Origin of the sequence: Brevibacterium sp. 'Marine' (assembly GCF_012844365.1) — a bacterium.
Classification (GTDB): Bacteria; Actinomycetota; Actinomycetes; order Actinomycetales; family Brevibacteriaceae; genus Brevibacterium.
In genome coordinates, this window is record NZ_CP051626.1 from 2,217,659 (window position 1) to 2,241,206 (window position 23,548).

Sequence of the window (23,548 nt, forward strand, 5' to 3'; positions counted from 1 at the left end):
CCCGCGGCCGCCTGCGCTCAGTCCTCGGGATCGCGGCCGATGTCGGTGGCCGGACGATGGGGTGCCGAGATCGTCTGGCGGGAGCGCTTCGACCAGTCGACGAGTCCGAGGATGACCATGACGAGGAAGAACAGGTACACAGCTCCGGAGAAGACGAGCCCGCCGGAGATCGCCAGCGGAATGCCGACGAGGTCGACGGCGAGCCAGACGAACCAGAATTCGACGATGGCTCGGCCCTGGGCATACATGGCCACGATCGAGCCGATGAAGATATACGCGTCGGGGTACGGGTTCCAGGACCACCCGCCTGCGGCGAGGACCCAGCCGAAGACTCCGGTGCCGATGACGAGAGCCGCGAGCAGGATCGCCCGTTCCTTCCAGGTCGCCCAGCGGACGAGGACTTCGCCGGCGGCGGCCTTGGACTTCTTCCACTGCGTCCATCCCCAGACCGCGGCGACGATGATGACGACCTGCCGAGAGGCATTGCCGCCGAGGCCGGCGGAAAGGCTGGCGGAGAACAGGAGGATGGAACCGAGAATCTGCACCGGCCAGGACAGGATGTTCCGCCGCAGCGCCAAGACGACCGTGGCCAGCGCGCAGATGTTGCCGAACAGGTCGGAGTACGGCACGGGTTTGCCCAGCAGTTCGAATGCCGGGGTGTTCAACCAGTCGAACAGGTCCATCGCAGGCTCTCTTCAGGTGTGGGCCGCAAGCAGCATTCGGCCCGGATCGGTCAGTGGGCGTGTGCGGCGGCGAGGGTGCGCAGTTCGCTGATCGCCGCTGCGGCATCGTCGGCGCCGTAGACGGCGGAGCCGGCCACGAGGACGTCTGCGCCGGCATCGACGACGCGGTCGATCGTCGCCGCGGAGACTCCCCCGTCGACCTGCAGCCGGATCTCGAGTCCGGCAGCCGAGATCGCTTCACGAGTCCGTCTGATCTTCGGCAGGCACACATCGAGGAACTTCTGCCCGCCGAATCCGGGTTCGACGGTCATGATGAGGATCTGATCGAATTCGCCGAGGAGGTCGATGAAGGGTTCGATCGGGGTGGCCGGTTTGAGTGCGAGGCTGGCCTTGGCCCCGAGGCGGCGCAGTTCCCGGGCGAGACGGACGGGGGCGGCGGCCGCCTCGGCGTGGAAGGTCACCGAGGCACAGCCGATCTCCGCGTACACGGGAGCGTTGCGATCGGCGTCGGCGATCATGAGGTGGGCGTCGAGCGGGATCGGCGAGATCGCCTGGATGCGTTCGACGACGGGCGGACCGAAGGTGAGGTTCGGCACGAAATGGTTGTCCATGACGTCGATATGGGCCATATCGGCGGTGCTGATCTTCGTCAGCTCACCGCGCAGATCGGAGAAGTCCGAGGACAGGATGGAGGGGTTGATGTCGATCGACATGGGTCATTTCGCCTTTCGCAGGAGGGCCAGGAACATTCCGTCGCTGTTGTGGACGTGGGGCCAGAGCTGAGCGTATCGCCCGCCCGCCCGGGTCACCGAGGCGAACGACTCCGCCTCGGTGCCGGTGATCGCCGACAGCACGGCCGGTGTGTCGAGGATCTCCACGTCAGCGCTCACGGCCTTGGCGCGCAGGCGCAGCACTTCGTCGACGATGAGCACGGTCTCGGCGTAGTGCGGTGAGCACGTCGAGTAGGCGACCACTCCCCCGGGCGCGCAGGCATCGAGGGCAGCGGCGAGCAGTTCTCTCTGCAGCCCGGTCAGCGCCGTGATGTCCTCGGGCCGTCTGCGATAGCGGGCTTCGGGGCGGCGGCGCAGGGCACCGAGTCCGGAGCAGGGCACGTCGACGAGGGTCTTCGAGTAGGGTCCGCGGGCGTCGCGTCCGTCGCGGACGGCGGCGGTGACGTTGGTCAGCGCCTTGGTGGAGTCGCGGACGAGGTCGACACGGTGTTCGCTGGAGTCGAAGGCTTCGAGGTTTGTCGATTCTCCGGCTGCTCTGGCTGCGAGGACGGCGGCCTTGCCGCCGGGTCCGGCGCACAGGTCGGCCCAGGTTCCGGTGGGTGCGTCGACCTCGGCCAGGGCGAGGGCGACGAGGGCCGATCCTTCGTCCTGGACGCGGGCACGCCCGTCGGCCACGGCTGCCACGTCCCGGGGCACCGCGGTGTCCAGGGTGACGCCGATCGGTGACAGCGGGGTGGGCTCTCCCGGCAGTTCGCTGCGGTCGATGAGCCCGGGCAGGGCGGACACACCGACCTTTGCGGGCGCGTTGTCGGCTGCCAGCAGGGCTTCGAGCTCGGAGGCGTCGCGGCCGTGACCCTTGAGCGCCTGGTTCAGTGCCCGGACGACCCATTCGGGGTGGGAGTGTTCGATCGCCAGTCGGGTGGTCTCGTCAGCCTCGGCAGTGACACGGTCGAGCCACACGTCGGCTTCGGCTTCCGAGATGCGGCGGAGCACGGCGTTGACGAATCCGGCGGTCTTCACAGCCGTCCGTTTGACCACGGCCACGGTTTCGGACAGTGCCGCATGGTTGGGCACCCGCATCGACAGCAGCTGGTGGGCGCCGAGGCGCATCGCGGCCAGGGGTTCGGGATCGATCTTGTCGACGGTCCGGGATGAGGCGATTTCGATGACCGCATCGTAGAACTTCTGTCGGCGCAGGGCACCGTAGGTGAGTTCGGTCGTGAAGGCGGCGTCCTGAGCGCCCATATGGGTGCGGGAGAGCTTGGCCGGCAGCAGCAGGTTCGCGTAGGCGTCCTTCGTCGCCACGTCGAGGAGGACTTCCCAGGCGATGCGCCGCGGCAGGTTCTTACCCATCCGTTCGCCCTGCGGTGCTCCGCGGTTCTGAGGTGGGCGGCCGCGATCGCCTCTGCCGCGACGGCGGTCTCTGCCTGCTGACTCAGCCATGGCTCTTATGCCTGCCTCTCGGTATAGGGGTCGAAGGTCACGTCTGAACGGCCGCGCAGGAAGTCGACCGTGGCCATCCGGGCCTTGCCGAAGGGTTGGATCTGCTCGACCCGGACCCACCCGTCACCGCAGCGCAGCACCGGCTGCTGCTGCCAGGTGGTCAGTTCGCCGATCGCGCCGGAGGCCGTCACCTCGGGTGCAGGCGAGAGTCCGAAGAGCTTCGTCCTCTTGCCGTCGAGTTCCACCCACGGTCCCGGTGCGGGACTGGTCCCGCGGGCCCGGTTGATGACCTCGGTCGTGGATGCGGACAGGTCGAGGTGGGCGTCGGTGACGGTGATCTTCTCGGCGTGGCTGGACTCACCGGTCTGCGGTGTCAGGGCGGCGGTGCCGGCGGCGAGATCGTCGAAGGCGGCGACGAGTTCGGGGGCCCCGCGGTGGGCATAGTCGTCGAGAGCCTCGGCGACGTCCGCGTGGTCGAGCGGCAGTTCCAACCGGCGCAGCACCGGCCCGGTGTCCATGCCGGTATCGATGCGGAACACGCTGATTCCGCTGGTGGTCTCACCGTTGATGAGTGCCCGCTGAACCGGAGCGGCCCCGCGGTGGGCCGGCAGCAGGGAGAAGTGGAGGTTGAACCAGCCGAGGCGGGCCGTGTCCAGTGCGGCGGGTCCGGCGATGGCTCCGAAGGCGACGACGGCGACGGCGTCGACATCGAGTGCCCGCAGCTGGGAGATGACGTCTCCGCGCAGACGAGCGGCTTCGATGACGGGCAGTCCGAGTTCGAGAGCGCGGGTCTTCACCGGTGACGGGGTGAGGACTCTCTTCCGTCCGACGGGCGCATCGGGTCGGGTGAGCACCGCACGGATGCGGTGGTCCGAGACGGCCAAGGCCTCGAGGGCGGGTACTGCGACATCAGGGGTGCCGGCGAAGACGATATCCACGACTTGGATTCTACTGGTTCGCCGCGCGGTCACAGCGACCGGGGATCATCGATGCGCACTCGCACCAGCGGCTGCTTCTTGGCCGAGCGGGACGCGATGATCTCGGTCACTTTCGTCCCGACGCGGTCTCCGGCGGAGAACGGGTAGGCGCTGACGCTGCGCTGACCGTCCGCGGCGTCCTCACGCAGGAGTTCCTCGACCTCGCCGATCTGCTTGAGCACCTCGTCGATGTCGGCGCCGGCTCCCGTGAGCTCGAGGATCCGTCGGTAGGGCGGGAAGCCGAGGACCTTTCTGTCGCTCAGCTGCCGTGACATGAAGGTCGTGGGGTCGAAGGCGGTCAGGGTCTGCCGGATGATTTCGTCCTCGTCGCCGAGATAGACGGCTCCCCCGTCATCACGGGAGCGCACGAGTGAGGCGGCACGCAGTCGGCGTGCCACACTTTCGTCGATCGAGCGCATCCAGGGACCCGGCCACAGCGAATCCAAGAGGATCGCCGCGGCAAAGCCGCCGAGCACATAGGGTTCGGCTCCGGTCGTGGCCACCACGAGGCGCGGGGTCTCGTCGAGGACCGTGGTGATGTGATCGCCTCCGGATTCGACGATCTCGACATCCGGCAGTGCACGGGCGAGCTCTTCGACGGTGCGGGCCCGGCCGCGGACGATCGATCTCACCTGGTTCGAGCGGCAGCGCAGGCACCTGAAGGTCTCCGAGTGATAGCCGCAGGTCCGGCAGGCGAAGGGACCGACCTCCGACTGAGTGGTCAGCGTCGCCTGACATTGCGGGCAGCGGGCGACTTCCTGGCAGCGGGCACAGGCGAAGACCGGATAGTACCCGGATCGCGGCACCTGCACGAGCACCGGACCGGGCACTCCCCCGTCCCGGGGACGCGGACGCAGCGCCGTGCGCATGATCTGCCAGGCGCGGCTGGGAATACGCTGCCAGGCGAAGGGGTCCCGATCCTCGTCGGGGACGAAGACGACCGGAGCGGCATGCCGCCTGGCGGGACCGACCGGAGTGACGTCGGCCAGCCAGCCGATCTCGACGAGGCGCTGGACTTCGGCGCTGCGGTCGGTGGAGACGAAGAGCAGTTCGGTGTCCTCGATCGTCGACCGCAGCAGGCAGACCTCCCTGGCGTGCGGGTACGGGGCGTGCTGATCGAGATAGTTGAGGTTCGCGTCGTCGGTGCAGATGATGAGCCCCAGGTCCGCGACGGGGGCGAAGGCCGCCGCACGCGTGCCGATCGTGATCCGCGTGTGTCCGAGCAGTCCGCGCAGCCAGGCCTGCCAGCGCAGCTCCGGTGACGTCTCGGCGCTGAGTACCGAGACCTCCGCGATCCCGGCGTGGGTCAGCGCCGAATGGAGCACGGCGAGCTCACGATGGTCGGGCACGAGCCAGAGCACGGACCGGCCGGCCCCGAGCACCGTCCGCGCAGCATCGAGTCCGGCACGGATCCAGCTGAGTCCCGGCGTCGGCCCGGGTGTGCACGCCATGGCCCGGCGCCGAGGCGGCCCGGAGACATCGTCGGCCCTCGGCTCCTCCCCCGCCGTAAGAACCCACTCGCCGAGGCGGCCGAGCAGCTGCGGATCATCCGCCGAACCGTCGTTTGGGCTCAGTACAGGATGGTCGGTCGCCGCATCGGACTCGTTCGCAGCCGTCCCGGTCTTCTCGTCCTTGAGCACGGCTCTCTCGCCGCGAGCGTGGCGCGGAGGAATGGCCAGGCGCAGCACATCGGCGAGCGTCCCGCCGTAGCGACGGGCGACCGCTTCGCTCAACGCGAGCAGATTCTCACTGAGAACTCGGACGGGTCCGCTGATCCGTTGGATCGTCGCCAACGGCCCGACGTGGTCCGAGGATTCGACGCGTTCGAGCAGATAGCCGTCACGCAGCTTCCCGGCGAACTTCACGCGCACGCGCACACCGGGCAGGGCCGCCTCGGCGAGCTTGTCCGGGACCGCATAGTCGAAGGCCCGCGCCAGGTGCGGGACGGGATGGTCGATGAGTACGCGGGCGACCGGATCGGTCGGGGCCAGGGGCACCTGGCCCTCGGCCGAGGTTCCGGTGTCGATCGGGAGGGGTTCGTCCACGCCGGTGGCAGACTAGTTGGAGGACACGGCGCGCAGCAGATCCTCGGCGCGGTCCGTGACCTCCCAGGTGAAGTCGGGCAGTTCGCGGCCGAAGTGGCCGTAGGTCGAGGTCTGCGAGTAGATCGGGCGCAGCAGATCGAGTTCGGCGATGATCATCGCCGGGCGGAGGTCGAAGACCTCGCGGATGGCCCGTGAAATCGCGTTCGGATCGACCTTCTCCGTTCCGAATGTCTCGACGTACAGGCCCATCGGGTCGACTCGGCCGATCGCATAGGACACCTGCACTTCGGCCCGGTCTGCCAGACCGGCGGCGACGACGTTCTTCGCCACCCAGCGCATCGCGTAGGCCGCGGAACGGTCGACCTTCGAAGGATCCTTGCCGGAGAACGCGCCGCCTCCGTGACGGGAGAACCCGCCGTAGGTGTCGACGATGATCTTCCGACCGGTCAGACCGGCATCGCCCATCGGCCCGCCCGTGACGAAGGGACCGGCGGGGTTGATGTGGATGTTCGCGCCAGAGACGTCGAGACCGGAGTCGGCGATCACCGGATCGATGACGAGTTCCTTGATCTCCGTGTGCAGCTGGGACTGGCTGGTCTCCGCCGAGTGTTGGGTGGAGACGACGACGTTCTCGATCGACACTGCCTCGTCGCCGTCATAGCCCAGCGTCAGCTGCGTCTTCCCATCGGGACGCAGATAGTCGAGCCGACCGGACTTGCGCACCTGAGAGAGCTGCTCGGCCATCCGGGAGGCCAGGTGGATGGGCAGCGGCATGAGGACATCGGTGGAGTTGTCGGCATAGCCGAACATCAGTCCCTGATCTCCGGCTCCGAGGCTCGTGCCGTGGTCGGAGGATTCGACGGCTTCGCGGAAGTCCAGCGGGTTCGTCACACCGGAGTGGATGTCCGTGGACTGGCTGCCGATCGACACGGAGACTCCGCAGGAGTGTCCGTCGAAGCCGGTGTCCGAGGAGTCGTAGCCGATCCCCGTGATGAGGCTGCGCACGATGCCGGCGACATCGGCGTAGGCGGCCGTATTCACCTCACCGGCGACGTGGACGAGTCCGGTGGTGACCATGGTCTCCACGGCCACTTTGGCGTTGGGGTCCTGCCGAAGCAGATCGTCGAGCACCGCATCGCTGATCTGGTCGCAGATCTTGTCGGGATGTCCCTCGGTGACGGACTCGGATGAGAAGAAACGCAGATTTGTGTGTGTCACGTTGTCGATTCTACGTGGGTGATTTGGTCGGAGACGGCCGCAATGACCTTTTGTGAAACATGGTCCTTCGACCCGTGGAATTCCTCACCGACGACGATGTCGCCGCGATCGGAGGAGATGATCTGGACCATGGTGTCATCGTGGCCGAAGGCGCGGTCGTCCGAGACGTCGTTGAACACGAGCAGGTCGACGCCTTTGCGCTCGAACTTGGCTCGAGCGTAGTCGAGCGCGGTCGTGTCGGAGTCACCGGTCTCGGCGGCGAACCCGACGATGATCTGACGGCGGAGGCCGGTCTGTCCAGAGCGCTCGGCGACGAGTCCGCGCAGGATGTCCGGGTTCTGCGTCAGGCGCAGGGTCAGACCGTCGTCTCCGGACTTCTTCATCTTCGAGTCCGCGGTCTCGGCGGGCCGGTAGTCGGCGACGGCGGCGGCCATGATGATGGCATCGGCGCGCGCCTGGGCGGTATGCATCGCCTCCTGCAGCTCCAGAGTGGATTCGACCGGGGTGACCGTGATGTCAGCGGGCAGTCCCGACAGCAGACCGGTGTCGATGTTCGCAGCGACGAGTTCGACGGATGCGCCCGCGGCATGCGCGGCCTTCGCCAGGGCGATGCCCTGTTTGCCTGAGGAGCGGTTGCCGAGGAAGCGCACGGGGTCGAGTGGCTCCCGCGTGCCGCCGGCGCTGATGACGATGCGGCGACCGGACAGAGCACCGCTGGGGCGGTTGAGCGCGTCTGCCGAGTCGTCGGCGGTGCCGTCCTTGACCGAGAGCGCGAAGTCGACGATCTCTTCGGGTTCGGGCAGTCGTCCGGGACCGGAGTCGGGTCCGGTGAGGCGCCCGACAGCAGGATCGAGGACATGGATGCCGCGCGAGCGCAGGGTCGCGATATTGGCGACTGTGGCGGGATTGAGCCACATCTCCGTGTGCATGGCCGGAGCCACGACGACCTCAGCGGTCGTGGTGAGCACGGAGGCGGTGAGCAGATCATCGGCTCGGCCGGCGGCGATCTTCGCGATCAGATCGGCGGTCGCCGGGGCGATGATGACGAGTTCGGCGTCCTGTCCGATGCGCACATGATTGACGGTGTCGATCTCGTCGAAGACATCGGTGGTCACGGTCTGGCCGGACAGGGCCTCAAGAGTGGGGGCACCGATGAATTTCAGTGCGTTGGCCGTCGGAACGACCTTGACGCTGTGGTCGAGTTCCCGGAGTCGCCGGATGATGTGTGCCGCCTTGTAGGCGGCGATCCCACCGGCGACGCCGAGTACGATTCTCACTGGTCGCTGAAGTCGATCGCGCCGTCGTTGCTCACAGGAGCGGTGGCTTCGGCCTCGGGTGCGGCCTGGATGAAGTCGGCTTCGGAGACCTCGCGAGCGACGATCTTCGACTCGTTGACCTCACGCAGAGCGATCGACAGGGGCTTCTCGTTGGTGCCGGGCGTGACGAGCGGACCGACGTTCTCGAGCAGTCCCTCCTGCAGCTGGGCGTAGTACGAGTTGATCTGACGGGCGCGCTTTGCCGCGATCGAGACCAGTTCGTACTTCGAACCGGTCACGCTCAGCAGATCGTCGATCGGAGGGTTGGTGATGCCTTCAGGCTGTGCGGGCAAGGAGATTCCCATCTAATCGGAAGTGGCTATACCCATCAATGATAGGAGTTCTTCGGCCGCAGTGCGAACGTGGTCGTTGACGATGGTCACGTCGAACTCCGATTCGGCGGCCAATTCGCGTTTCGCGGTGGCCAGTCGCCGCTCCTGCTCCTCTTCGGTTTCGGTGCCGCGGCCGGTCAGTCGGGAGACGAGTTCTTCCCAGCTGGGCGGGGCGAGGAAGACGAAGCGGGCATCGGGCATCTTCTCTTTGACCTGACGGGCGCCCTGCAGGTCGATCTCGAGCAGTGCGGGAATCCCCTGGTCGAGCTTCTCCTCCACCGGAGCCGAAGGCGTGCCGTAGCGGTGGCGCCCGTGGACGACGGCATATTCGAGCAGCCGATCCTCGGCGATGAGAGCGTCGAAGGCGTCGTCGGTGAGGAAGTGATAATGGACACCATCGATCTCACCGGGGCGCCGGGGGCGGGTCGTGGCCGACACGGAGAACCAGACCTCGGGGTGGTTCTGCCGAATATAGGTGCTGATGGTGCCTTTTCCGACGGCGGTCGGACCCGCGAGGACAGTGAGTCGATTATTCACAGGTCTGAGGTTGTCACACTCAGGAATATTTCTCCAACAGGGCGGACTTCTGGTGCACACCCAGACCTTTGATCCGCCGGGAGGTGGCGATGCCGACCTCTTCCATGGCGGCTTCGGCTCGCCGGTCGCCGACTCCGGGCAGGGCCCTGAGCAGATCGAGCACACGCATCTTCGCCAGTGCTTCGTCGTCTGCTGCCTTCTTGAGCACGGCCGCGAGATCGGTATCGCCGGTCTTGAGCGCCGACTTCACTTCGGCTCGTGCCTGACGTGCCTTGAACGCTTTGTCCAACGCAGCGGAACGCTGTTGCGGGGTCAACGGTTCGAGTGCCACTTTGTCTCCTCTGTCACCATGAACGGGCAGGTAGGGAAGTTGTCTCAGTCTAAGACACAATCCCTGCCGAGAGGCGATATGAGCAGAAATTTGTGGCGTGGCGAGCCGGAATCGGCCCACCGACGGAACGCCGAATCCGGTGTTCGGACCGCCCTCGCGATCCGAACACCGGTGCTCAGTCCGCTGCCGTCAGGTCACGGTTGAGTGCGGCTGCGGCGTCGGCCAATCCGTCGGGACCGGCACCGAGCACCGCCCGGGAGGCGGTGGCGAGCACCTGTCCCGATTCCAGGGCCCGGTCGCCGAAGACGGCGCGCAGTTCAGCCAGACCTGCGCCCTGTGCGCCGACGCCGGGAGCGAGGATCGGTCCCCCGCAGTCGCTGGGATCGAATCCCAGGTCCGCTGCTGCGGTGCCGATTGTCGCTCCGACGACGAGTCCGAACGAACCGAGCACCTCGGCCGAGTCCAGTGCCTGAGCATTGCGCTGCCGGACTCGGGACACGATCGCTGCGGCCACCGATTCGCCGTCTCGCACGGCATGCTGGACCTCCGCCCCTTCCGGGTTCGAGGTCAGCGCCAGGACGAAGACGCCCTTGCCGTGAGCGGCCGCGAGTTCGAACGCCGGCTCCAGGGCTCCGAACCCGAGGTAGGGCGAGACCGTGATCGAGTCCGCGGCCAGCGCCGAGGCGGGGTCGAGGTAGGCCCTCGCGTAGGCACCCATGGTCGAGCCGATGTCACCGCGTTTGATGTCGAGGACGGTGAGCAGACCGGCGTCCTTGGCCGCGGCCAGGGTCTCTTCGAGAGCGGCGACTCCGGCGGAACCGTACTGTTCGAAGAACGCGGACTGCGGTTTCACGGCTGCCACCGATCCCTTGAGCTGCCCGACCGTACGAAGGGCGAACTCGCGGACGCCTGCAGCACTGGCCGGCAGCCCCCAGGAGGCCAGCAGATGCTCGTGCGGGTCGATGCCCACGCACAGCGGCCCGTGTTGTTCCATGGCGGCTGCCAGCCGAGTGCCGAACATCAGGCGCTCCAGTCCTGCAGACTGCGCACGTCGAACTTCGAGTCGCGGATCACCTCGAGGGAGGTCACTGCGGCGGCGAATTCGGCGAGCGTGGTGATCAGGGGCACGGAGTTCGCGGTCGCCGCGGCTCGGATCTCATAGCCGTCGGCGCGTTCCTGCCGACCCGACGGCACGTTGATGACCATGTCGATGGTGCCCGCGGTGAGGTAGTCGATGACCGTGCGGTCTTCGGCATCGGCCTCGAAGTGCTTGTGCACCTGAGTGGTTTTGATCCCGTAGCGGGAGAGCACGGCCGCGGTGCCGGTGGTCGCGACGACGTCGAAGCCCATGTCGACGAGTTCTTTGACCGGCAGCACCATGGCCCGCTTGTCCCGATCGGCCACCGACACGAACACGGTGCCCGAGGTCGGCAGCTTCACGGATGCCCCGAGCAGTCCCTTCGCAAACGCGGTCGGGAAGTTGTGGTCGATGCCCATGACCTCACCGGTCGAGCGCATCTCGGGACCGAGGATCGAGTCGACGATCTTTCCTTCGACGGTGGTGAACCGACGGAACGGAAGGACCGCCTCCTTGACGGCGATCGGATGGTCGAGCGGCAGGGTCGAGCCATCGCCCTCTGCGGCCAGCAGGTCACCGCGCAGATCCTCGATCGTGCGGCCCACGGCGATGAGCGCCGCGGCCTTGGCCAGCTGGGTCGACGTCGCCTTCGAGACGAACGGCACGGTCCGCGAGGCCCGTGGGTTGGCTTCGATGACGTGGAGGACGTCGGCGGCGATGGCGAACTGGATGTTGAGCAGTCCGCGCACGCCCACCCCTTCGGCGATGGCCTTCGTCCCCTGGCGGACGCGCTCGAGCACGTCCTCGCCCAGCGTCAGCGAGGGCAGTACGCAGGCGGAGTCGCCGGAGTGGATTCCGGCTTCTTCGATGTGCTCCATGATTCCGCCGATGTAGACCTCGTTGCCGTCGTAGAGGGCGTCGACGTCGATCTCGATGGCGTCTTCGAGGAACCGGTCGACCAGGACCGGACGATCGGTGGAGATCTCCGTGGCGCTGGCCATGTAGTCGAGCAGCTGAGTGCGGTCGTAGACGATCTGCATTCCGCGTCCGCCGAGGACGTAGGAGGGCCGCACGAGCACCGGGTAGCCGATGTTCTCGGCGATCGCTGCCGCTTCCGCAGAGGTCACCGCGGTGCCGTGCTTGGGAGCGGTGAGTCCGGCCCTCTCCAGCACGGTTCCGAACTCTCCGCGGTCCTCGGCCAGGTCGATGGCTTCGGGTTGGGTGCCGAGCACCGGCACGCCTGCGGCCTTGAGCTTGTCGGCCAGGCCCAACGGCGTCTGCCCGCCGAGGGTGCACACGACGCCGAGGACCTCACCGGCGGCGAGTTCGGCGTGGTAGACCTCCATGACGTCTTCGAACGTGAGGGGTTCGAAGTACAGGCGATCGGCGGTGTCGTAGTCGGTCGACACGGTCTCCGGGTTGCAGTTGACCATGATCGTCTCGTATCCGGCCGAGCCGATCGCCATGGTGGCGTGGACGCAGGAATAGTCGAACTCGATGCCCTGGCCGATCCGGTTCGGTCCCGAGCCGAGGATGATCACGGCCGGGCGGTCGCGTCTCATGACCTCGGTCTCGGAGTCGTAGCTCGAGTAGTGGTACGGAGTCTTCGCTTCGAATTCTCCGGCGCAGGTGTCGACTGTTTTGAACACCGGGCGCACGCGCAGGGCGTGGCGGATGCCGGTGACGACGCTCGTGTCGAGGCTGCGCAGCCCCGCGATCTGCTCGTCGGAGAAGCCGTGGTTCTTCGCGACCCGCAGGACGTGCTCGTCGAGTTCGTCGGCGTCGCGGATATGGGCGGCCACCTCGTTGATGAGTTGGATCTGGTCGAGGTACCAGGGGTCGATCTCGCAGGCGTCGAAGACCTCTGCCGCGCTCAGCCCGGCGGCGAGTCCGCGCTGGACCGAGTGGATGCGGTCAGCGGTGGCGTGCGAGATCGCTTCGAGGACGGATTCGCGGACGTCGTCGTCGGAGACGTCGGGCAGGTCGGTCCAGCTGAACGAGGAGTCCTTCTGCTCGAGTGAGCGCATCGCCTTCTGCAGCGCGGTGGTGAAGTTGCGGCCCAGGGCCATGACTTCGCCGACGGATTTCATCGTCGTCGTCAGGGTCGGATCCGCGGCCGGGAACTTCTCGAAGGTGAAGCGCGGGATCTTCACGACCACATAGTCCAGCGTCGGTTCGAAGCTGGCCGGGGTGACCTTCGTGATGTCGTTGGGGATCTCGTCGAGCGAGTAGCCGACGGCGAGCTTCGCGGCCATCTTCGCGATCGGGAAGCCGGTGGCCTTCGACGCCAGCGCCGAGGACCGGGACACGCGCGGGTTCATCTCGATGGTGATGATGCGTCCGGTCTTGGGATCGACTGCGAACTGGATGTTGCAGCCGCCGGTGTCCACGCCGACGGCGCGGATGATGGCGATGCCGATATCGCGCATCGACTGGTATTCCCGGTCGGTCAGGGTCAGCGCCGGGGCCACGGTGATCGAGTCGCCGGTGTGCACGCCGACGGGGTCGACGTTCTCGATCGAGCACACGACGACGACGTTGTCCTTGTTGTCGCGCATGAGCTCGAGTTCGTATTCCTTCCACCCGAGGATCGATTCCTCGAGCAGCACCTCGTGGGTGATGGAGTCGGACAGGCCGGCGCCGGCGATGCGGCGCAGATCGGCTTCGTCGTAGGCCATGCCCGAGCCGAGGCCGCCCATGGTGAATGAGGGGCGCACGACGACCGGGTAGTTGAGTTCTTCGGCCGCGGCCAGGGCTTCGTCGAGGGTGTGGCAGATGGCGGACCGGGCCACCTCGGCGCCGCAGGCCTCGGCGATGTCCTTGAACTTCTGTCGGTCCTCACCGCGCTGGATGGCGTCGACGTCGGCCCCGATGAGTTCGACGCCGTACTTCTCGAGCACTCCGGCGTCGTGGAGGGCGATGGCCGCGTTGAGTGCGGTCTGTCCGCCCAGGGTGGGCAGGAGCGCATCGGGGCGCTCCTTCTCGATGATCGTCTCGATGACGTCCGGATCGATCGGTTCGACATACGTGGCGTCGGCGATGTCCGGGTCGGTCATGATGGTCGCCGGGTTCGAGTTGATGAGGATGACGCGCAGGCCCTCGGAGCGCAGCACGCGGCAGGCTTGGGTGCCCGAATAGTCGAATTCGCAGGCCTGGCCGATGACGATGGGGCCGGAGCCGATGACGAGGACGGATGTGAGGTCGTGTCTCAGTGGCATTGGGTGTTCTCCTTAGGCCTGGGCAGCCGAATCGGCCTGGGAAGCGGACATGAGGTCGACGAAGCGATCGAACAGGTAGCTCGAATCGTGCGGGCCGGCCGCAGCCTCGGGGTGGAATTGGACGGAGAAGGCGGGAATGTCGAGGCAGGCGAGTCCCTCGACGACATCGTCGTTGAGGCACACATGGGACACAGTCACCCGGCCGTAGTTGGCCTTGTGCGGGGCGATGGTCTCACCTGTCAGCGGAGCGTCGACGGCGAAGCCGTGGTTCTGCGAGGTGATCTCGACCTTGCCCGTGGTCCGGTCCATCACGGGCACGTTGATGCCGCGGTGGCCGAAGGGCAGCTTATACGTGCCGAAGCCCAGTGCCCGACCGAGCAGCTGGTTGCCGAAGCAGATGCCGAAGAACGGCATGCCGGCATCGAGCACGGCGCGCAGCAGTTCGACCTGGTCGTCTGCGGTGGCGGGGTCGCCAGGGCCGTTGGAGAAGAAGACTCCGTCCACGCCGAGGGCCCGGATCTCTTCGAAGCTGATCGTCGACGGCAGCACATGGACGTCGATTCCGCGTTCGGACAGTCGCTCGGGGGTCATCGATTTGATGCCGAGGTCGACGGCGGCGACGCTGAACCTCTTCTCCCCGCGGGCGGGGATGAGGGTGGGTTCGGTGATCGAGACCTCGTCGACGAGGTTGGCTCCGGCCATCTGCGGGGAGGCCTGGACACGGGCGAGGAGTTCGGACTCGGGCGCCTCGGCGGCGGGGCCGGAGAAGATGCCCACGCGCATGGCTCCCTTGTCGCGCAGGTGGCGGGTCAGGGCTCGGGTGTCGACGTCGGAGATGCCGACGATCCCGGACTCGGTCAGCCAGTCGACGAGGTCGCCTTCGGATCGCCAGTTCGACGAGATCCGGGAGGCGTCGCGGACGACGTAGCCGGCCGCCCAGATCCTGGCGGATTCGTCATCGGTGCGGTTGACGCCGGTGTTGCCGATGTGCGGAGCGGCCTGGATGATGATCTGCCGGTGGTAGGACGGGTCGGTCAGCGTCTCCTGGTATCCGGACATGGCGGTGACGAACACGGCCTCACCGGTGGTCTCGCCGAGGTGTCCGTAGGCGGATCCGTGGAAGGTCCGGCCGTCTTCGAGGACGAGGACGGCGGGGGTGGTGGAAAAGCTCATTGTGCCTCTTCGATCATTTCGCGGATGCGGTCGACGGTGGGGGTGGTGGATGCGGCGTAGCGGGCGCGGAAGCCCGTGTCGACGAGGGTGTCGCCGAGGTGCCACGTGATGCGGATGATGCCTCCGCGTTCGACGAATTTGCCGATCATCCCGTTCGTGGTGTCCACGGAGACGATGTCTCGGCGCGGGATGAGGAAGTCGTCGCGTCCGGCCAGGTCCATGATCACTCCCCCGTCGGTGACGACGAGTTCCCCGGTGGTGCGGATGCCCAGGCCGTGGACGGCGACGCGTTCGAGCGGATGGCCGGCTTTCGTCGTCGACACATAGGAGCCTTCGACGGGTTCGGCGACGGCTTTGATGCCCATATGGGGCTTCGGCGGGGTGACGACTTCCGCCTGGGCCTGTTTGCGTCGGCTCCATCCCCAGGCGATCGCGACGATCACGATGACGATGACTGCGGCGACGATGAGTGTGCCTACTGTGGTGTCCATGTTGCTCCTGCCGGGTGGGGTGTGGTCAGTGCCCCTGCGGCCAAGACCCGGTGGCCGTAGAAGAAGGTGTCGGTGACCTGCGTGGTCACTTCGACGCCGGCGAAGGGGTTGTTCCGTCCCTTCGTGGCGTGGTCGGCGGGTTCGATGCGGTGCGGTGCGGCCGGGTCGACGAGGACGATGTTCGCGCTCGCCCCGACTTCGAGGCTGCCGTGCCCGGAGGCTCCGGTGATCCGAGCCGGGGCCGACGACATCACACGGGCCACATCGCCGAAGTCGAAGTCGTGGTCGGCCATGGCGGCGACGACGATGGACAGCGCGGATTCCATGCCGACCATGCCCATGGCCGCGGCGGTCCATTCGCTGCACTTGTGTTCGGCGGTGTGCGGGGCGTGGTCGGTGCCGACGACGTCGATCGTGCCGTCTGCCAGAGCAGTCCGGAGCGCCTGGACGTCACGGTCGGTGCGCAGCGGCGGGTTGACCTTGTACACGGGGTCGAAGGTGCGTACGAGTTCGTCGGTGAGCATGAGATGGTGCGGTGTCACCTCGGCGGTCACGGCGATCCCCCGGGCCTTGGCCCACCGGATGAGGTCGACGCTGCCGGCCGTGGAGACGTGGCAGATGTGCAGCCGGGACCCGACGTGTTCGGCCAGGAGCACATCACGGGCGATGATCGACTCCTCGGCCACGGCGGGCCAGCCGGGCAGTCCGAGTTCGGCCGAGACCGTTCCCTCGTTCATCTGTGCGCCCTCGGTCAGGCGCGGTTCCTGTGCGTGCTGGGCGATGATCCCGTCGAAGGTCTTGACGTATTCGAGGGCGCGGCGCATGAGCAGCGGATCGGAGACGCAGATGCCGTCGTCGGAGAACATGCGCACGCGGGCACCCGAACGTGCCATGGCGCCCAATTCGGCGAGCTGACGGCCCTCGAGGCCGGTGGTCACGGCGCCGACGGGCACGACTTCGGTGAATCCGGCGGCGCGGCCGAGGCGGTGGACCTGTTCGACGACTCCTGCCGTGTCGGCCACGGGCGCGGTGTTGGCCATGGCGTGGACGCAGGTGTAGCCGCCCGACGCCGCCGATCGGGACCCTGTGAGCACGGTCTCGGCGTCCTCTTTGCCGGGTTCGCGCAGGTGGGTGTGCATGTCGACGAGGCCGGGCAGAGCTACGAGGCCCGGGGCCTCGACGGTCTCGTGATCGTCTGTGCCCAGAAGCTCGGGATCGACGATGCGTCCGTGACGGATCGCGATATCGGCGACTCCGCGTCCGAGGACGTCGGCTCCGCGGATGAGGTAATCAGTCATTGGTCTCCTCCTGACCGGTCAGCAGACGGTAGAGGACCGCCATGCGCACGCTCACTCCGTTCTCGACCTGGTCGAGGACGAGGGCGCGGGGTGAATCCGCTGCGGCAGCGGAGATCTCGAAACCGCGGTTCATGGGACCCGGGTGCATGATGAAGGTCGAGGCCGGCAGTGTGGCCAGCCGGGCCGCGCTCAGTCCCCACAAGCGGGCGTATTCGCGTTCGTTGGGGAAGAAGGATTCGTGCATCCGCTCGTGCTGGACCCGCAGCATCATCACGGCGGCGAAGTCCACCGCGCTCAGGGCCGAATCGAAGTCGAAGTGGACGGTCACCGGCCAGTCCTCCACCCCCCACGGCAGCAGGGTGGGCGGGGCGATGAGGTGGACATCCGCGCCGAGGCGGGCGAGCAGGTGCACATTCGACCGGGCCACACGGGAATGCAGGATATCCCCGACGATGGCGACCTTCGCTCCGTCGAGTCCCTGACCGCGCGGTCCCCCGGCCACCGGCCCCGAGGCGGGGACTCCGGCCAGTGCCCGACGCAGGGTGAACGCGTCGAGGAGCGCCTGGGTGGGGTGTTCGTGGGTGCCGTCGCCGGCGTTGACGACGGGGACGTCGATCCACCCGGTATGGGCGAGGCGGTGGGCGGTGCCAGCTCCGGAATGGCGGACGACGATGGCATCGGCTCCCATCGCCGAGATCGTCTGGATGGTGTCCTGGAGGCTTTCGCCCTTCGACACGGAGGAGCCCTTGGCGGAGAAGTTGAGCACATCGGCCGAGAGCCGTTTGGCTGCGGCTTCGAAGGACAGGCGTGTGCGTGTGGAGTCCTCGAAGAAGAGGTTGACCACCGTGCGTCCGCGCAGCACGGGCAGCTTCTTGACTTCGCGTTCGGAGACCAGCGTCATCTCCTCAGCGATGTCGAGGATGCCGATGGCGTCGTCTCGGCTGAGCGTCGCGGTGTCGAGCAGATGCTTCATTCGCGGCCCCCCGAGATGCTCACGGAATCGTCTCCGTCGATTTCGGTCAGGGAGACGTTGACGCGTTCGCTGCTCGATGTCGGCAGGTTCTTGCCGACATGGTCGGCACGGATCGGCAGGTCCCGGTGGCCGCGGTCGACGAGAACGGCGAGCCGGACCTTGGCGGGCCGGCCGACATCGGCGAGGGCATCGAGGGCGGCACGGATGGTGCGCCCGGAGAAGAGCACATCGTCGACGAGGACGACGGTCTTCGCATCGATTCCCGCACTCGGGATGGAGGTGGGTTCGGGTGTCCGGTAGGAGCCGCCGCGCAGATCGTCGCGGTACATCGTGATGTCGAGGCTGCCGGAGAGTTCGGCAGCGGTCTCGGGATTCCCGAGATCGAGGCGATCGCCTCGGCGAGTCGGTGCGCGAGCGGGACTCCGCGGCGCGGAATGCCGAGGAGCACGAGGTCGTCGCTGCCCTTGTTGGATTCGATGATCTCATGGGCGATCCGGGTGATCGCCCGCGAGATATCGGGGGCGTCCAGCACTGTTCGCTGTGTCATATTTCCCCTTCTCCGCCTCTCTGGACGGTGGTTAAAGGAGTGGTTCGATTCGATTGTAGACCCGGTGGGGTGCCCACCGGCGGGCGGGTCCGAAGTGCGGACCCGCCGTCAGATGAGTGTCGGTTTGACGTCGAGGATGCGGGAGAGCAGTCCCGAGACGAAACCGGGTGAGTCATCTGTGGAGAACTGTCTGGCCAGTGACACGGCTTCGTCGATGGCCACCTTGTCGGGGACCTCGTCGTTGAACAGCATCTCCCAGGTTCCGATCTCGAGCAGAGACCGGTCGACGGCCGGCATCCGGTCCAGGGTCCAGCCTTCTGAGTAGGTGGAGATGATCTCATCGATCTCCGCCTGCTTCTCGGTGATGCCCGTGACGATCTCGACCGCGTATTCCTTCATCGGGTAGTCGGGATCGTTCGACCGCATGGTGACGAGTTCGTCCATGGCCAGTCGACGCTGCCCGGCTTCGAAGAGCAGCTCGAGAGCCCGACGACGGGCTCGGGTACGTGCGGATGCCACTTACTTGACGCGACCGAGGTAGTCGCCGCTGCGGGTGTCGACCTTGACCTTCACGCCCTCTTCGAGGAACAGGGGCACCTGGATCTCGTAGCCGGTCTCGAGAGTCGCCGGCTTCGATCCGCCGGTCGAACGGTCGCCCTGGAGTCCGGGTTCGGTGTGGGTGATGGTCAGCTCGACCGAGGGCGGCAGCTCCACCGACAGCGGGGTGCCTTCGTGGAAGGAGATCTGCAGATCCTGGTTCTCGAGCATGTAGTTCGCGGCGTCGCCGACGAGCTCTGCGGAGATGTTGACCTGGTCGTAGTCCTTGGCGTCCATGAACACGTAGTCGGTGCCGTCATGGTAGAGGTACTGCATATCGCGGCGGTCGACATTCGCGGTCTCGACCTTGGTGCCGGCGTTGAAGGTCTTGTCGATGATCTTGCCGGAGATGACGTTCTTCAGCTTGGTGCGGACGAAGGCCGGTCCTTTTCCGGGCTTGACGTGCTGGAATTCGAGCACCTGCCACAGCTGGTTGTCGAGGTTGAGCACAAGGCCGTTCTTCAGGTCGTTCGTTGTCGCCACTAATTCGTCCTTCTTCGGTTCAGTCCTGATCACCGAATGGTGATCGCAGTCGGCACGGCGCGCCGCCCAGCCCCGCGGTTCGGGGTCGACGAATGCGCCACTGGGCAAGTCTAGCAAGCTTCAGCGGGACGCTTCCATTTGGGCGGGGTCAGTCGAGGCCGAGTCCGATGCCGAGGGGAACCGTCGGCGAATCCTCACCGATCTCCTGGTAGGCGGTGAAGAGGATGGAGGCATCGGGGATCTCGACGGTGCTCGGTTCGCCGATGTCGCTGAGCAGAACCATCCGCAGCATCGCTCCGCGGGCTTTCTTGTCCCGCTTCATCGTGTCCAGCAGCTGCGGCCAGACGTCGGAGCGGTACCCCACGGGCAGTCCGAGCTTGCCGAGCAGTTCGCGGTGGAGGTCGACGACTTCGTAGGGCAGGCTCTTGATCATCGACGCCACCTCGGCGGCGAAGACCATGCCCACCGACACGGCGGCACCGTGGCGCCACTGGTAGCGCTCCTTGTGTTCGATCGCATGGCCGAGGGTGTGACCGTAGTTGAGTATCTCCCGGCGTCCGGATTCCTTGAAGTCTCCGGAGACGACCTCGGCCTTGACCCGGATGGAGCGTTCGATGAGCTCGCGCAGCACGGGTCCGTGCACATCGGCGATCTCGTCCTTCGAATGGTTCGACACGAGGTCGAGGATCGCGGGGTCGGCGATGAATCCGGTCTTGACCACTTCGGCGAGTCCGGTGAACAGTTCGTTCTCCGGCAGCGTCCCGAGCGTGTCGAGGTCGACGAGGACTCCGGCGGGTGCGTGGAAGGAGCCGACGAGGTTCTTGCCTTCGGCGGTGTTGATCCCGGTCTTGCCGCCGACGGAGGCATCGACCATCCCGAGGACGGTGGTGGGGATGTGGATGACCGTGATTCCGCGCAGCCAGGTGGCGGCGACGAATCCGCCGAGGTCGCTCACCGCTCCCCCGCCGACGGTGACGATCGCGTCGGTGCGGGTGAAGTCGGACTGGCCGAGGACCTGCCAGCAGAAGGCGGCGACCTGGACGTGCTTGGCCTCTTCGGCATCGGGAATCTCCGCGGCCACAGCTTCGAGGCCGGCCGCGGCGAGGTCGTCGCGAACGGTCTCACCAGTCGTCCGCAGGGCGCGGGGATGGATGACGAGGACCTTCTCGACGCGGTTTCCGAGCAGCTCGGGCAGTTCGCCGAGCAGTCCCTGGCCGACGAGGACGGGGTAGTTCCCGCCGGCGTCCACATTGATGCGTGTGAGGCTCATTCGTCCGTCTTCCTGATCGTTCATCGTCTTCTCTCAAGGCTCGGCCGCCCGGTGAGTGCTCGGAGTCGAGGCACGGCTTCCGTGGGCCGGATCCAGCCTAGCTCTCACCGGTGCCCGGCGGCGAAACGGGTGACCGATGTGGTCGCAGACGTCTCACCGCCGAGGCTGTGCTCAGCGCTGTTGACCGGAGCCGTCGTCGTCGGGATCGGCGTACTTCGCGTACTCTTCGGCTCGCTGCAGACCGGTGAGGACGTCGACGACTCGGTTGACCACCGTCGACGGCGGTGAGTTCGACGCTTGGACCCGGAAGGTCGCGACCTGTTCGTAGAGCGGTTCACGTTCGCTGACCAGGGCCAGCCAGTTCTCCACCGGGCTGCCGGCACCGCGCAGCAGCGGTCGGTGCGGGGCGGTCAGTCGCTGTGCCACGGTGTCGACATCGATATCGATGTGCACGACTTTGATCGCCGGGTGTCGCAGCTGGGCACGGGTGCCGGGGTTGAGGATCGCTCCTCCGCCCAGGGACACGATGCCCGGACGGTCGAGCAGACGACGCAGTGCTCTGCGCACGACCTCGCGTTCGATGCGTCGGAAGTGATCTTCGCCGCGTTCGACGAAGATCTCCGAGATGACCCCGTACTTGTCGACGATGTTCGCGTCCGTGTCCGTCAGCGGCAGGCCGAGCCGGTCGGCGAGAAGCCGACCGATCGTCGACTTCCCTGCCGCCGGCGGACCGGAGAGCACGATGCGCGAGAGCGCGGCGGGGACCGGTTCCAGGGGCGGGACCGGCTTGGGCAGCGGGGGGTGGTTCATCGTCCGATGCGGAGGTTCTCCGGAATGGCCGCGACATAGGCGTCCAGGTTCCGCTTCGTCTCGGCCACGGAGTCTCCGCCGAACTTCTCGACGACCGCCTCGGCGAGCACGAGTGCCACCATGGCTTCGGCGACGACGCCGGAGGCAGGCACCGCGCAGACGTCGGAGCGCTGATGGTTCGCCTTCGCGGCCTCTCCGGACTCGACGTCGACCGTCGCCAGGGCGCGCGGGACTGTCGCGATCGGCTTCATTCCCGCCCGCACGCGCAGCGGACCGCCCGTGGACATGCCTCCTTCGGTGCCGCCGGCGCGGTTGCTCGTGCGGCGGAATCCGTCGGGCCCGACTTCCAGCTCGTCGTGGGCCCGCGAGCCGGGACGCTTCGTGGTGAGGAACCCGTCTCCGACCTCGACTCCCTTGATCGCCTGGATGCCCATGAGGGCACCGGCCAGGCGGGAGTCGAGACGACGGTCCCAATGCACGTGGGAACCCAGCCCCGGAGGCAGGTCGTAGGCGAGGACTTCGACGACTCCGCCGAGGGTGTCCCCGGCCTTCTTCGCCGCGTCGATCTCGGTGACCATCGCCGCCGAGAGATCGGCGTCGAAGCAACGGACAGGATCGGCATCCAGGGCGTCGACATCGGCCGCGGTCGGCAGTGCGGGCTGTGCATCGGCGGAGTGTTCGGCACCGCCGATGGCCACGGTATGGGAGACGAGGGTGATGCCCAGTTCGCCGAGGAACTTCGCGGCCACAGTGCCCAGCGCCACACGCATCGCGGTCTCACGTGCCGAAGCGCGCTCCAACACGGGACGAGCCTCAGCGAAGCCGTACTTCTGCATCCCGACGATATCGGCATGCCCCGGACGCGGTCGGGTCAGCGGGGCGTTGCGGGCCAGTCCCTCGAGCTCGGAGGCGTCGACGGGGTCCGGGCTCATCACGGACTCCCATTTCGGCCATTCGGTGTTGCCGACCTCGATCGCCACGGGTGAGCCCAAGGTCTGCCCGTGACGGACACCGCCGAGGAGACGCACCTCGTCGGCTTCGAACTTCATCCGCGCACCGCGGCCATAGCCGAGTCGGCGGCGAGCCAAGCTCGCACGAATATCGTCCCTGGTGATCGGTACATGGGCGGGAAGCCCTTCAATAATCCCGGTCAGCGCTTCGCCGTGGGATTCGCCTGCAGTCAGCCATCTCAACATTCCACCGATTCTACAAAAGTATTGGGGCGAACAGGCACCCGAGCCACATGCCGGAAAGCATCGCCGGTCCGAAGGCGATGGTCACCCCGCGGACCCGACCGGCTCGGACCGCAGCGATGAGCGCCCAGATCCCGCTGATGAGCATCATGGCGACCAGCACGAGCGCAGGTGCCCACGGGTCGAAGAGACCGGCGACGGCGAAGACGATGAACGCGAGCTTGACGTCCCCGAGCCCCATCGATCGCACCCGCAGCACACGACCCACCAGGTGGAGTGCTGTGAAGAAGACGAGGGCGAAGAGTCCGGCGAAGAATGAAGAGAACCACATCGGCAGGTCACCGAGCACGGAGCCTGTGATGATGAGTCCCAGGGCCAGCATCGACACGGGGATGACGATCCGATCGGGCAGTCTGCGTACGCTGACGTCCGCGGTGGCGAGGAACGGTGTGGCGCCGGAGACGAGGCCCAGCAGCAGTGCGGAGACGATGCGATCGGCCGAGTTCGGCTCAGCCGGGGCGAACGTTGTCCCGCTCAGCGGCGCATATGCGCTCCACCCGGTACCCGGTGGTGCGAGCACAGTGAGGGTGAAGACGACGGCGGCCGCTGCGGCGATGATGGGGCCGAGCAGCATCGGTCCCATTCCGCGAGCCCATCTGGATGACTGCCACCGCTGCAGGTGCGCGGAGTCGTTGAGCCAGACCCGTGGGGTCACGGCGAGGATGAGGCCGCCGGCCAGAGCGGTCAGCACCGTGACACCGATGGTCATCCCGTGCAGCACTCCGGCGCCCATCTCGATACCCG

Annotated in this window: 22 protein-coding genes and 1 pseudogene; all 23 read right to left on the bottom strand. The window is 66.9% G+C overall.

The annotated features are described in order from the left end of the window. Positions 1-17: 17 nt before the first annotated feature. The 23 genes and pseudogenes from HF684_RS10070 to HF684_RS10180 all read right to left on the bottom strand — a co-directional run bounded on the left by HF684_RS10070 (position 18) and on the right by HF684_RS10180 (position 23,537). A complete protein-coding gene (locus HF684_RS10070) occupies positions 18-683 on the bottom strand; it encodes a nicotinamide mononucleotide transporter family protein (RefSeq protein ID WP_169252354.1) in 666 nt (221 codons plus the stop codon). 50 nt (positions 684-733) lie between these two features. After that, entirely contained in the window at positions 734-1,396 is a 663-nt protein-coding gene (gene rpe, locus HF684_RS10075; RefSeq protein ID WP_169252355.1) for a ribulose-phosphate 3-epimerase, read from the bottom strand. 3 nt (positions 1,397-1,399) lie between these two features. Then, positions 1,400-2,857 carry a transcription antitermination factor NusB gene (locus HF684_RS10080; protein ID WP_169252356.1) on the bottom strand — a complete coding sequence of 486 codons (1,458 nt, stop codon included), beginning with the start codon at positions 2,855-2,857 and terminating at the stop codon, positions 1,400-1,402. Positions 2,858-2,862: 5 nt separating this feature from the next. Then, positions 2,863-3,795: a methionyl-tRNA formyltransferase gene (gene fmt, locus HF684_RS10085; RefSeq protein WP_169252357.1), complete on the bottom strand. Its 933-nt coding sequence runs from the start codon at positions 3,793-3,795 to the stop codon at positions 2,863-2,865. Between the two features lie 29 nt (positions 3,796-3,824). After that, the gene (locus HF684_RS10090; protein WP_169252358.1) at positions 3,825-5,879 is read right to left on the bottom strand and encodes a primosomal protein N'; all 2,055 of its coding nucleotides are present in this window, start codon (positions 5,877-5,879) and stop codon (positions 3,825-3,827) included. Between the two features lie 12 nt (positions 5,880-5,891). Next, entirely contained in the window at positions 5,892-7,097 is a 1,206-nt protein-coding gene (metK, locus tag HF684_RS10095; RefSeq protein WP_169252359.1) for a methionine adenosyltransferase, read from the bottom strand. After that, a complete protein-coding gene (gene coaBC, locus HF684_RS10100; protein ID WP_169252360.1) occupies positions 7,094-8,374 on the bottom strand; it encodes a bifunctional phosphopantothenoylcysteine decarboxylase/phosphopantothenate--cysteine ligase CoaBC in 1,281 nt (426 codons plus the stop codon). The genes metK and coaBC overlap by 4 nt, the downstream gene beginning before the upstream one ends. Then, positions 8,371-8,706, bottom strand: a complete 336-nt coding sequence (gene rpoZ, locus HF684_RS10105) for a DNA-directed RNA polymerase subunit omega (RefSeq protein WP_227492527.1) — start codon at positions 8,704-8,706, stop codon at positions 8,371-8,373. Before rpoZ ends, coaBC begins: the two co-directional genes overlap by 4 nt. Before the next feature lie 12 nt (positions 8,707-8,718). Beyond that, positions 8,719-9,282: a guanylate kinase gene (gene gmk, locus HF684_RS10110; protein WP_025777824.1), complete on the bottom strand. Its 564-nt coding sequence runs from the start codon at positions 9,280-9,282 to the stop codon at positions 8,719-8,721. A gap of 19 nt (positions 9,283-9,301) precedes the next feature. Continuing rightward, positions 9,302-9,613 carry an integration host factor, actinobacterial type gene (gene mihF / locus HF684_RS10115; protein ID WP_025777825.1) on the bottom strand — a complete coding sequence of 104 codons (312 nt, stop codon included), beginning with the start codon at positions 9,611-9,613 and terminating at the stop codon, positions 9,302-9,304. Positions 9,614-9,788: 175 nt separating this feature from the next. Next, positions 9,789-10,634, bottom strand: coding sequence for an orotidine-5'-phosphate decarboxylase (pyrF, locus tag HF684_RS10120; RefSeq protein WP_169252361.1), 846 nt, complete (start codon positions 10,632-10,634; stop codon positions 9,789-9,791). Further along, positions 10,634-13,909 (bottom strand): carbamoyl-phosphate synthase large subunit, encoded by a 3,276-nt coding sequence (gene carB / locus HF684_RS10125; protein ID WP_169252362.1) that lies wholly within the window; start codon positions 13,907-13,909, stop codon positions 10,634-10,636. Before carB ends, pyrF begins: the two co-directional genes overlap by 1 nt. A gap of 12 nt (positions 13,910-13,921) precedes the next feature. Further along, on the bottom strand, positions 13,922-15,082 hold the full coding sequence (gene carA / locus HF684_RS10130; RefSeq protein WP_169252363.1) for a glutamine-hydrolyzing carbamoyl-phosphate synthase small subunit: 1,161 nt from the start codon (positions 15,080-15,082) through the stop codon (positions 13,922-13,924). Next, entirely contained in the window at positions 15,079-15,573 is a 495-nt protein-coding gene (locus HF684_RS10135; RefSeq protein WP_101553468.1) for a hypothetical protein, read from the bottom strand. The genes carA and HF684_RS10135 overlap by 4 nt, the downstream gene beginning before the upstream one ends. Further along, positions 15,558-16,871, bottom strand: coding sequence for a dihydroorotase (locus HF684_RS10140; protein ID WP_169252364.1), 1,314 nt, complete (start codon positions 16,869-16,871; stop codon positions 15,558-15,560). Before HF684_RS10140 ends, HF684_RS10135 begins: the two co-directional genes overlap by 16 nt. Continuing rightward, a complete protein-coding gene (locus HF684_RS10145) occupies positions 16,864-17,844 on the bottom strand; it encodes an aspartate carbamoyltransferase catalytic subunit (protein ID WP_169252365.1) in 981 nt (326 codons plus the stop codon). Before HF684_RS10145 ends, HF684_RS10140 begins: the two co-directional genes overlap by 8 nt. Further along, positions 17,841-18,391: pseudogene (gene pyrR / locus HF684_RS10150) on the bottom strand (bifunctional pyr operon transcriptional regulator/uracil phosphoribosyltransferase PyrR). Before pyrR ends, HF684_RS10145 begins: the two are co-directional and overlap by 4 nt. A gap of 108 nt (positions 18,392-18,499) precedes the next feature. Next, complete coding sequence (nusB, locus tag HF684_RS10155) at positions 18,500-18,910, bottom strand: transcription antitermination factor NusB (RefSeq protein ID WP_169252366.1); 411 nt, start codon at positions 18,908-18,910, stop codon at positions 18,500-18,502. Beyond that, positions 18,911-19,471, bottom strand: coding sequence for an elongation factor P (gene efp / locus HF684_RS10160; protein WP_025777834.1), 561 nt, complete (start codon positions 19,469-19,471; stop codon positions 18,911-18,913). It lies immediately after the preceding gene. A 148-nt stretch (positions 19,472-19,619) separates the two neighbouring features. Next, positions 19,620-20,741, bottom strand: coding sequence for a 3-dehydroquinate synthase (gene aroB / locus HF684_RS10165; RefSeq protein WP_169252367.1), 1,122 nt, complete (start codon positions 20,739-20,741; stop codon positions 19,620-19,622). Positions 20,742-20,912: 171 nt separating this feature from the next. Beyond that, positions 20,913-21,551 carry a shikimate kinase gene (locus tag HF684_RS10170; protein ID WP_101553463.1) on the bottom strand — a complete coding sequence of 213 codons (639 nt, stop codon included), beginning with the start codon at positions 21,549-21,551 and terminating at the stop codon, positions 20,913-20,915. Continuing rightward, the gene (gene aroC / locus HF684_RS10175; protein ID WP_169252368.1) at positions 21,548-22,747 is read right to left on the bottom strand and encodes a chorismate synthase; all 1,200 of its coding nucleotides are present in this window, start codon (positions 22,745-22,747) and stop codon (positions 21,548-21,550) included. The genes HF684_RS10170 and aroC overlap by 4 nt, the downstream gene beginning before the upstream one ends. A gap of 10 nt (positions 22,748-22,757) precedes the next feature. Continuing rightward, a complete protein-coding gene (locus HF684_RS10180) occupies positions 22,758-23,537 on the bottom strand; it encodes a prepilin peptidase (protein WP_169252369.1) in 780 nt (259 codons plus the stop codon). Positions 23,538-23,548 lie beyond the last annotated feature (11 nt).

Excerpts from the sequence above, each read along its gene's own strand:
- HF684_RS10070 (WP_169252354.1), bottom strand. The coding sequence starts at position 683 with ATGGACCTGTTCGACTGGTTGAACACCCCGGCATTCGAACTGCTGGGC.
- rpe (WP_169252355.1), bottom strand. The coding sequence starts at position 1,396 with ATGTCGATCGACATCAACCCCTCCATCCTGTCCTCGGACTTCTCCGAT.
- HF684_RS10080 (WP_169252356.1), bottom strand. The coding sequence starts at position 2,857 with ATGGCTGAGTCAGCAGGCAGAGACCGCCGTCGCGGCAGAGGCGATCGC.
- pyrF (WP_169252361.1), bottom strand. The coding sequence starts at position 10,634 with ATGTTCGGCACTCGGCTGGCAGCCGCCATGGAACAACACGGGCCGCTG.
- carB (WP_169252362.1), bottom strand. The coding sequence starts at position 13,909 with ATGCCACTGAGACACGACCTCACATCCGTCCTCGTCATCGGCTCCGGC.
- carA (WP_169252363.1), bottom strand. The coding sequence starts at position 15,082 with ATGAGCTTTTCCACCACCCCCGCCGTCCTCGTCCTCGAAGACGGCCGG.
- HF684_RS10135 (WP_101553468.1), bottom strand. The coding sequence starts at position 15,573 with ATGGACACCACAGTAGGCACACTCATCGTCGCCGCAGTCATCGTCATC.
- HF684_RS10140 (WP_169252364.1), bottom strand. The coding sequence starts at position 16,871 with ATGACTGATTACCTCATCCGCGGAGCCGACGTCCTCGGACGCGGAGTC.
- HF684_RS10145 (WP_169252365.1), bottom strand. The coding sequence starts at position 17,844 with ATGAAGCATCTGCTCGACACCGCGACGCTCAGCCGAGACGACGCCATC.
- aroB (WP_169252367.1), bottom strand. The coding sequence starts at position 20,741 with ATGAGCCTCACACGCATCAATGTGGACGCCGGCGGGAACTACCCCGTC.
- HF684_RS10170 (WP_101553463.1), bottom strand. The coding sequence starts at position 21,551 with ATGAACCACCCCCCGCTGCCCAAGCCGGTCCCGCCCCTGGAACCGGTC.
- aroC (WP_169252368.1), bottom strand. The coding sequence starts at position 22,747 with ATGTTGAGATGGCTGACTGCAGGCGAATCCCACGGCGAAGCGCTGACC.
- HF684_RS10180 (WP_169252369.1), bottom strand. The coding sequence starts at position 23,537 with ATGGGCGCCGGAGTGCTGCACGGGATGACCATCGGTGTCACGGTGCTG.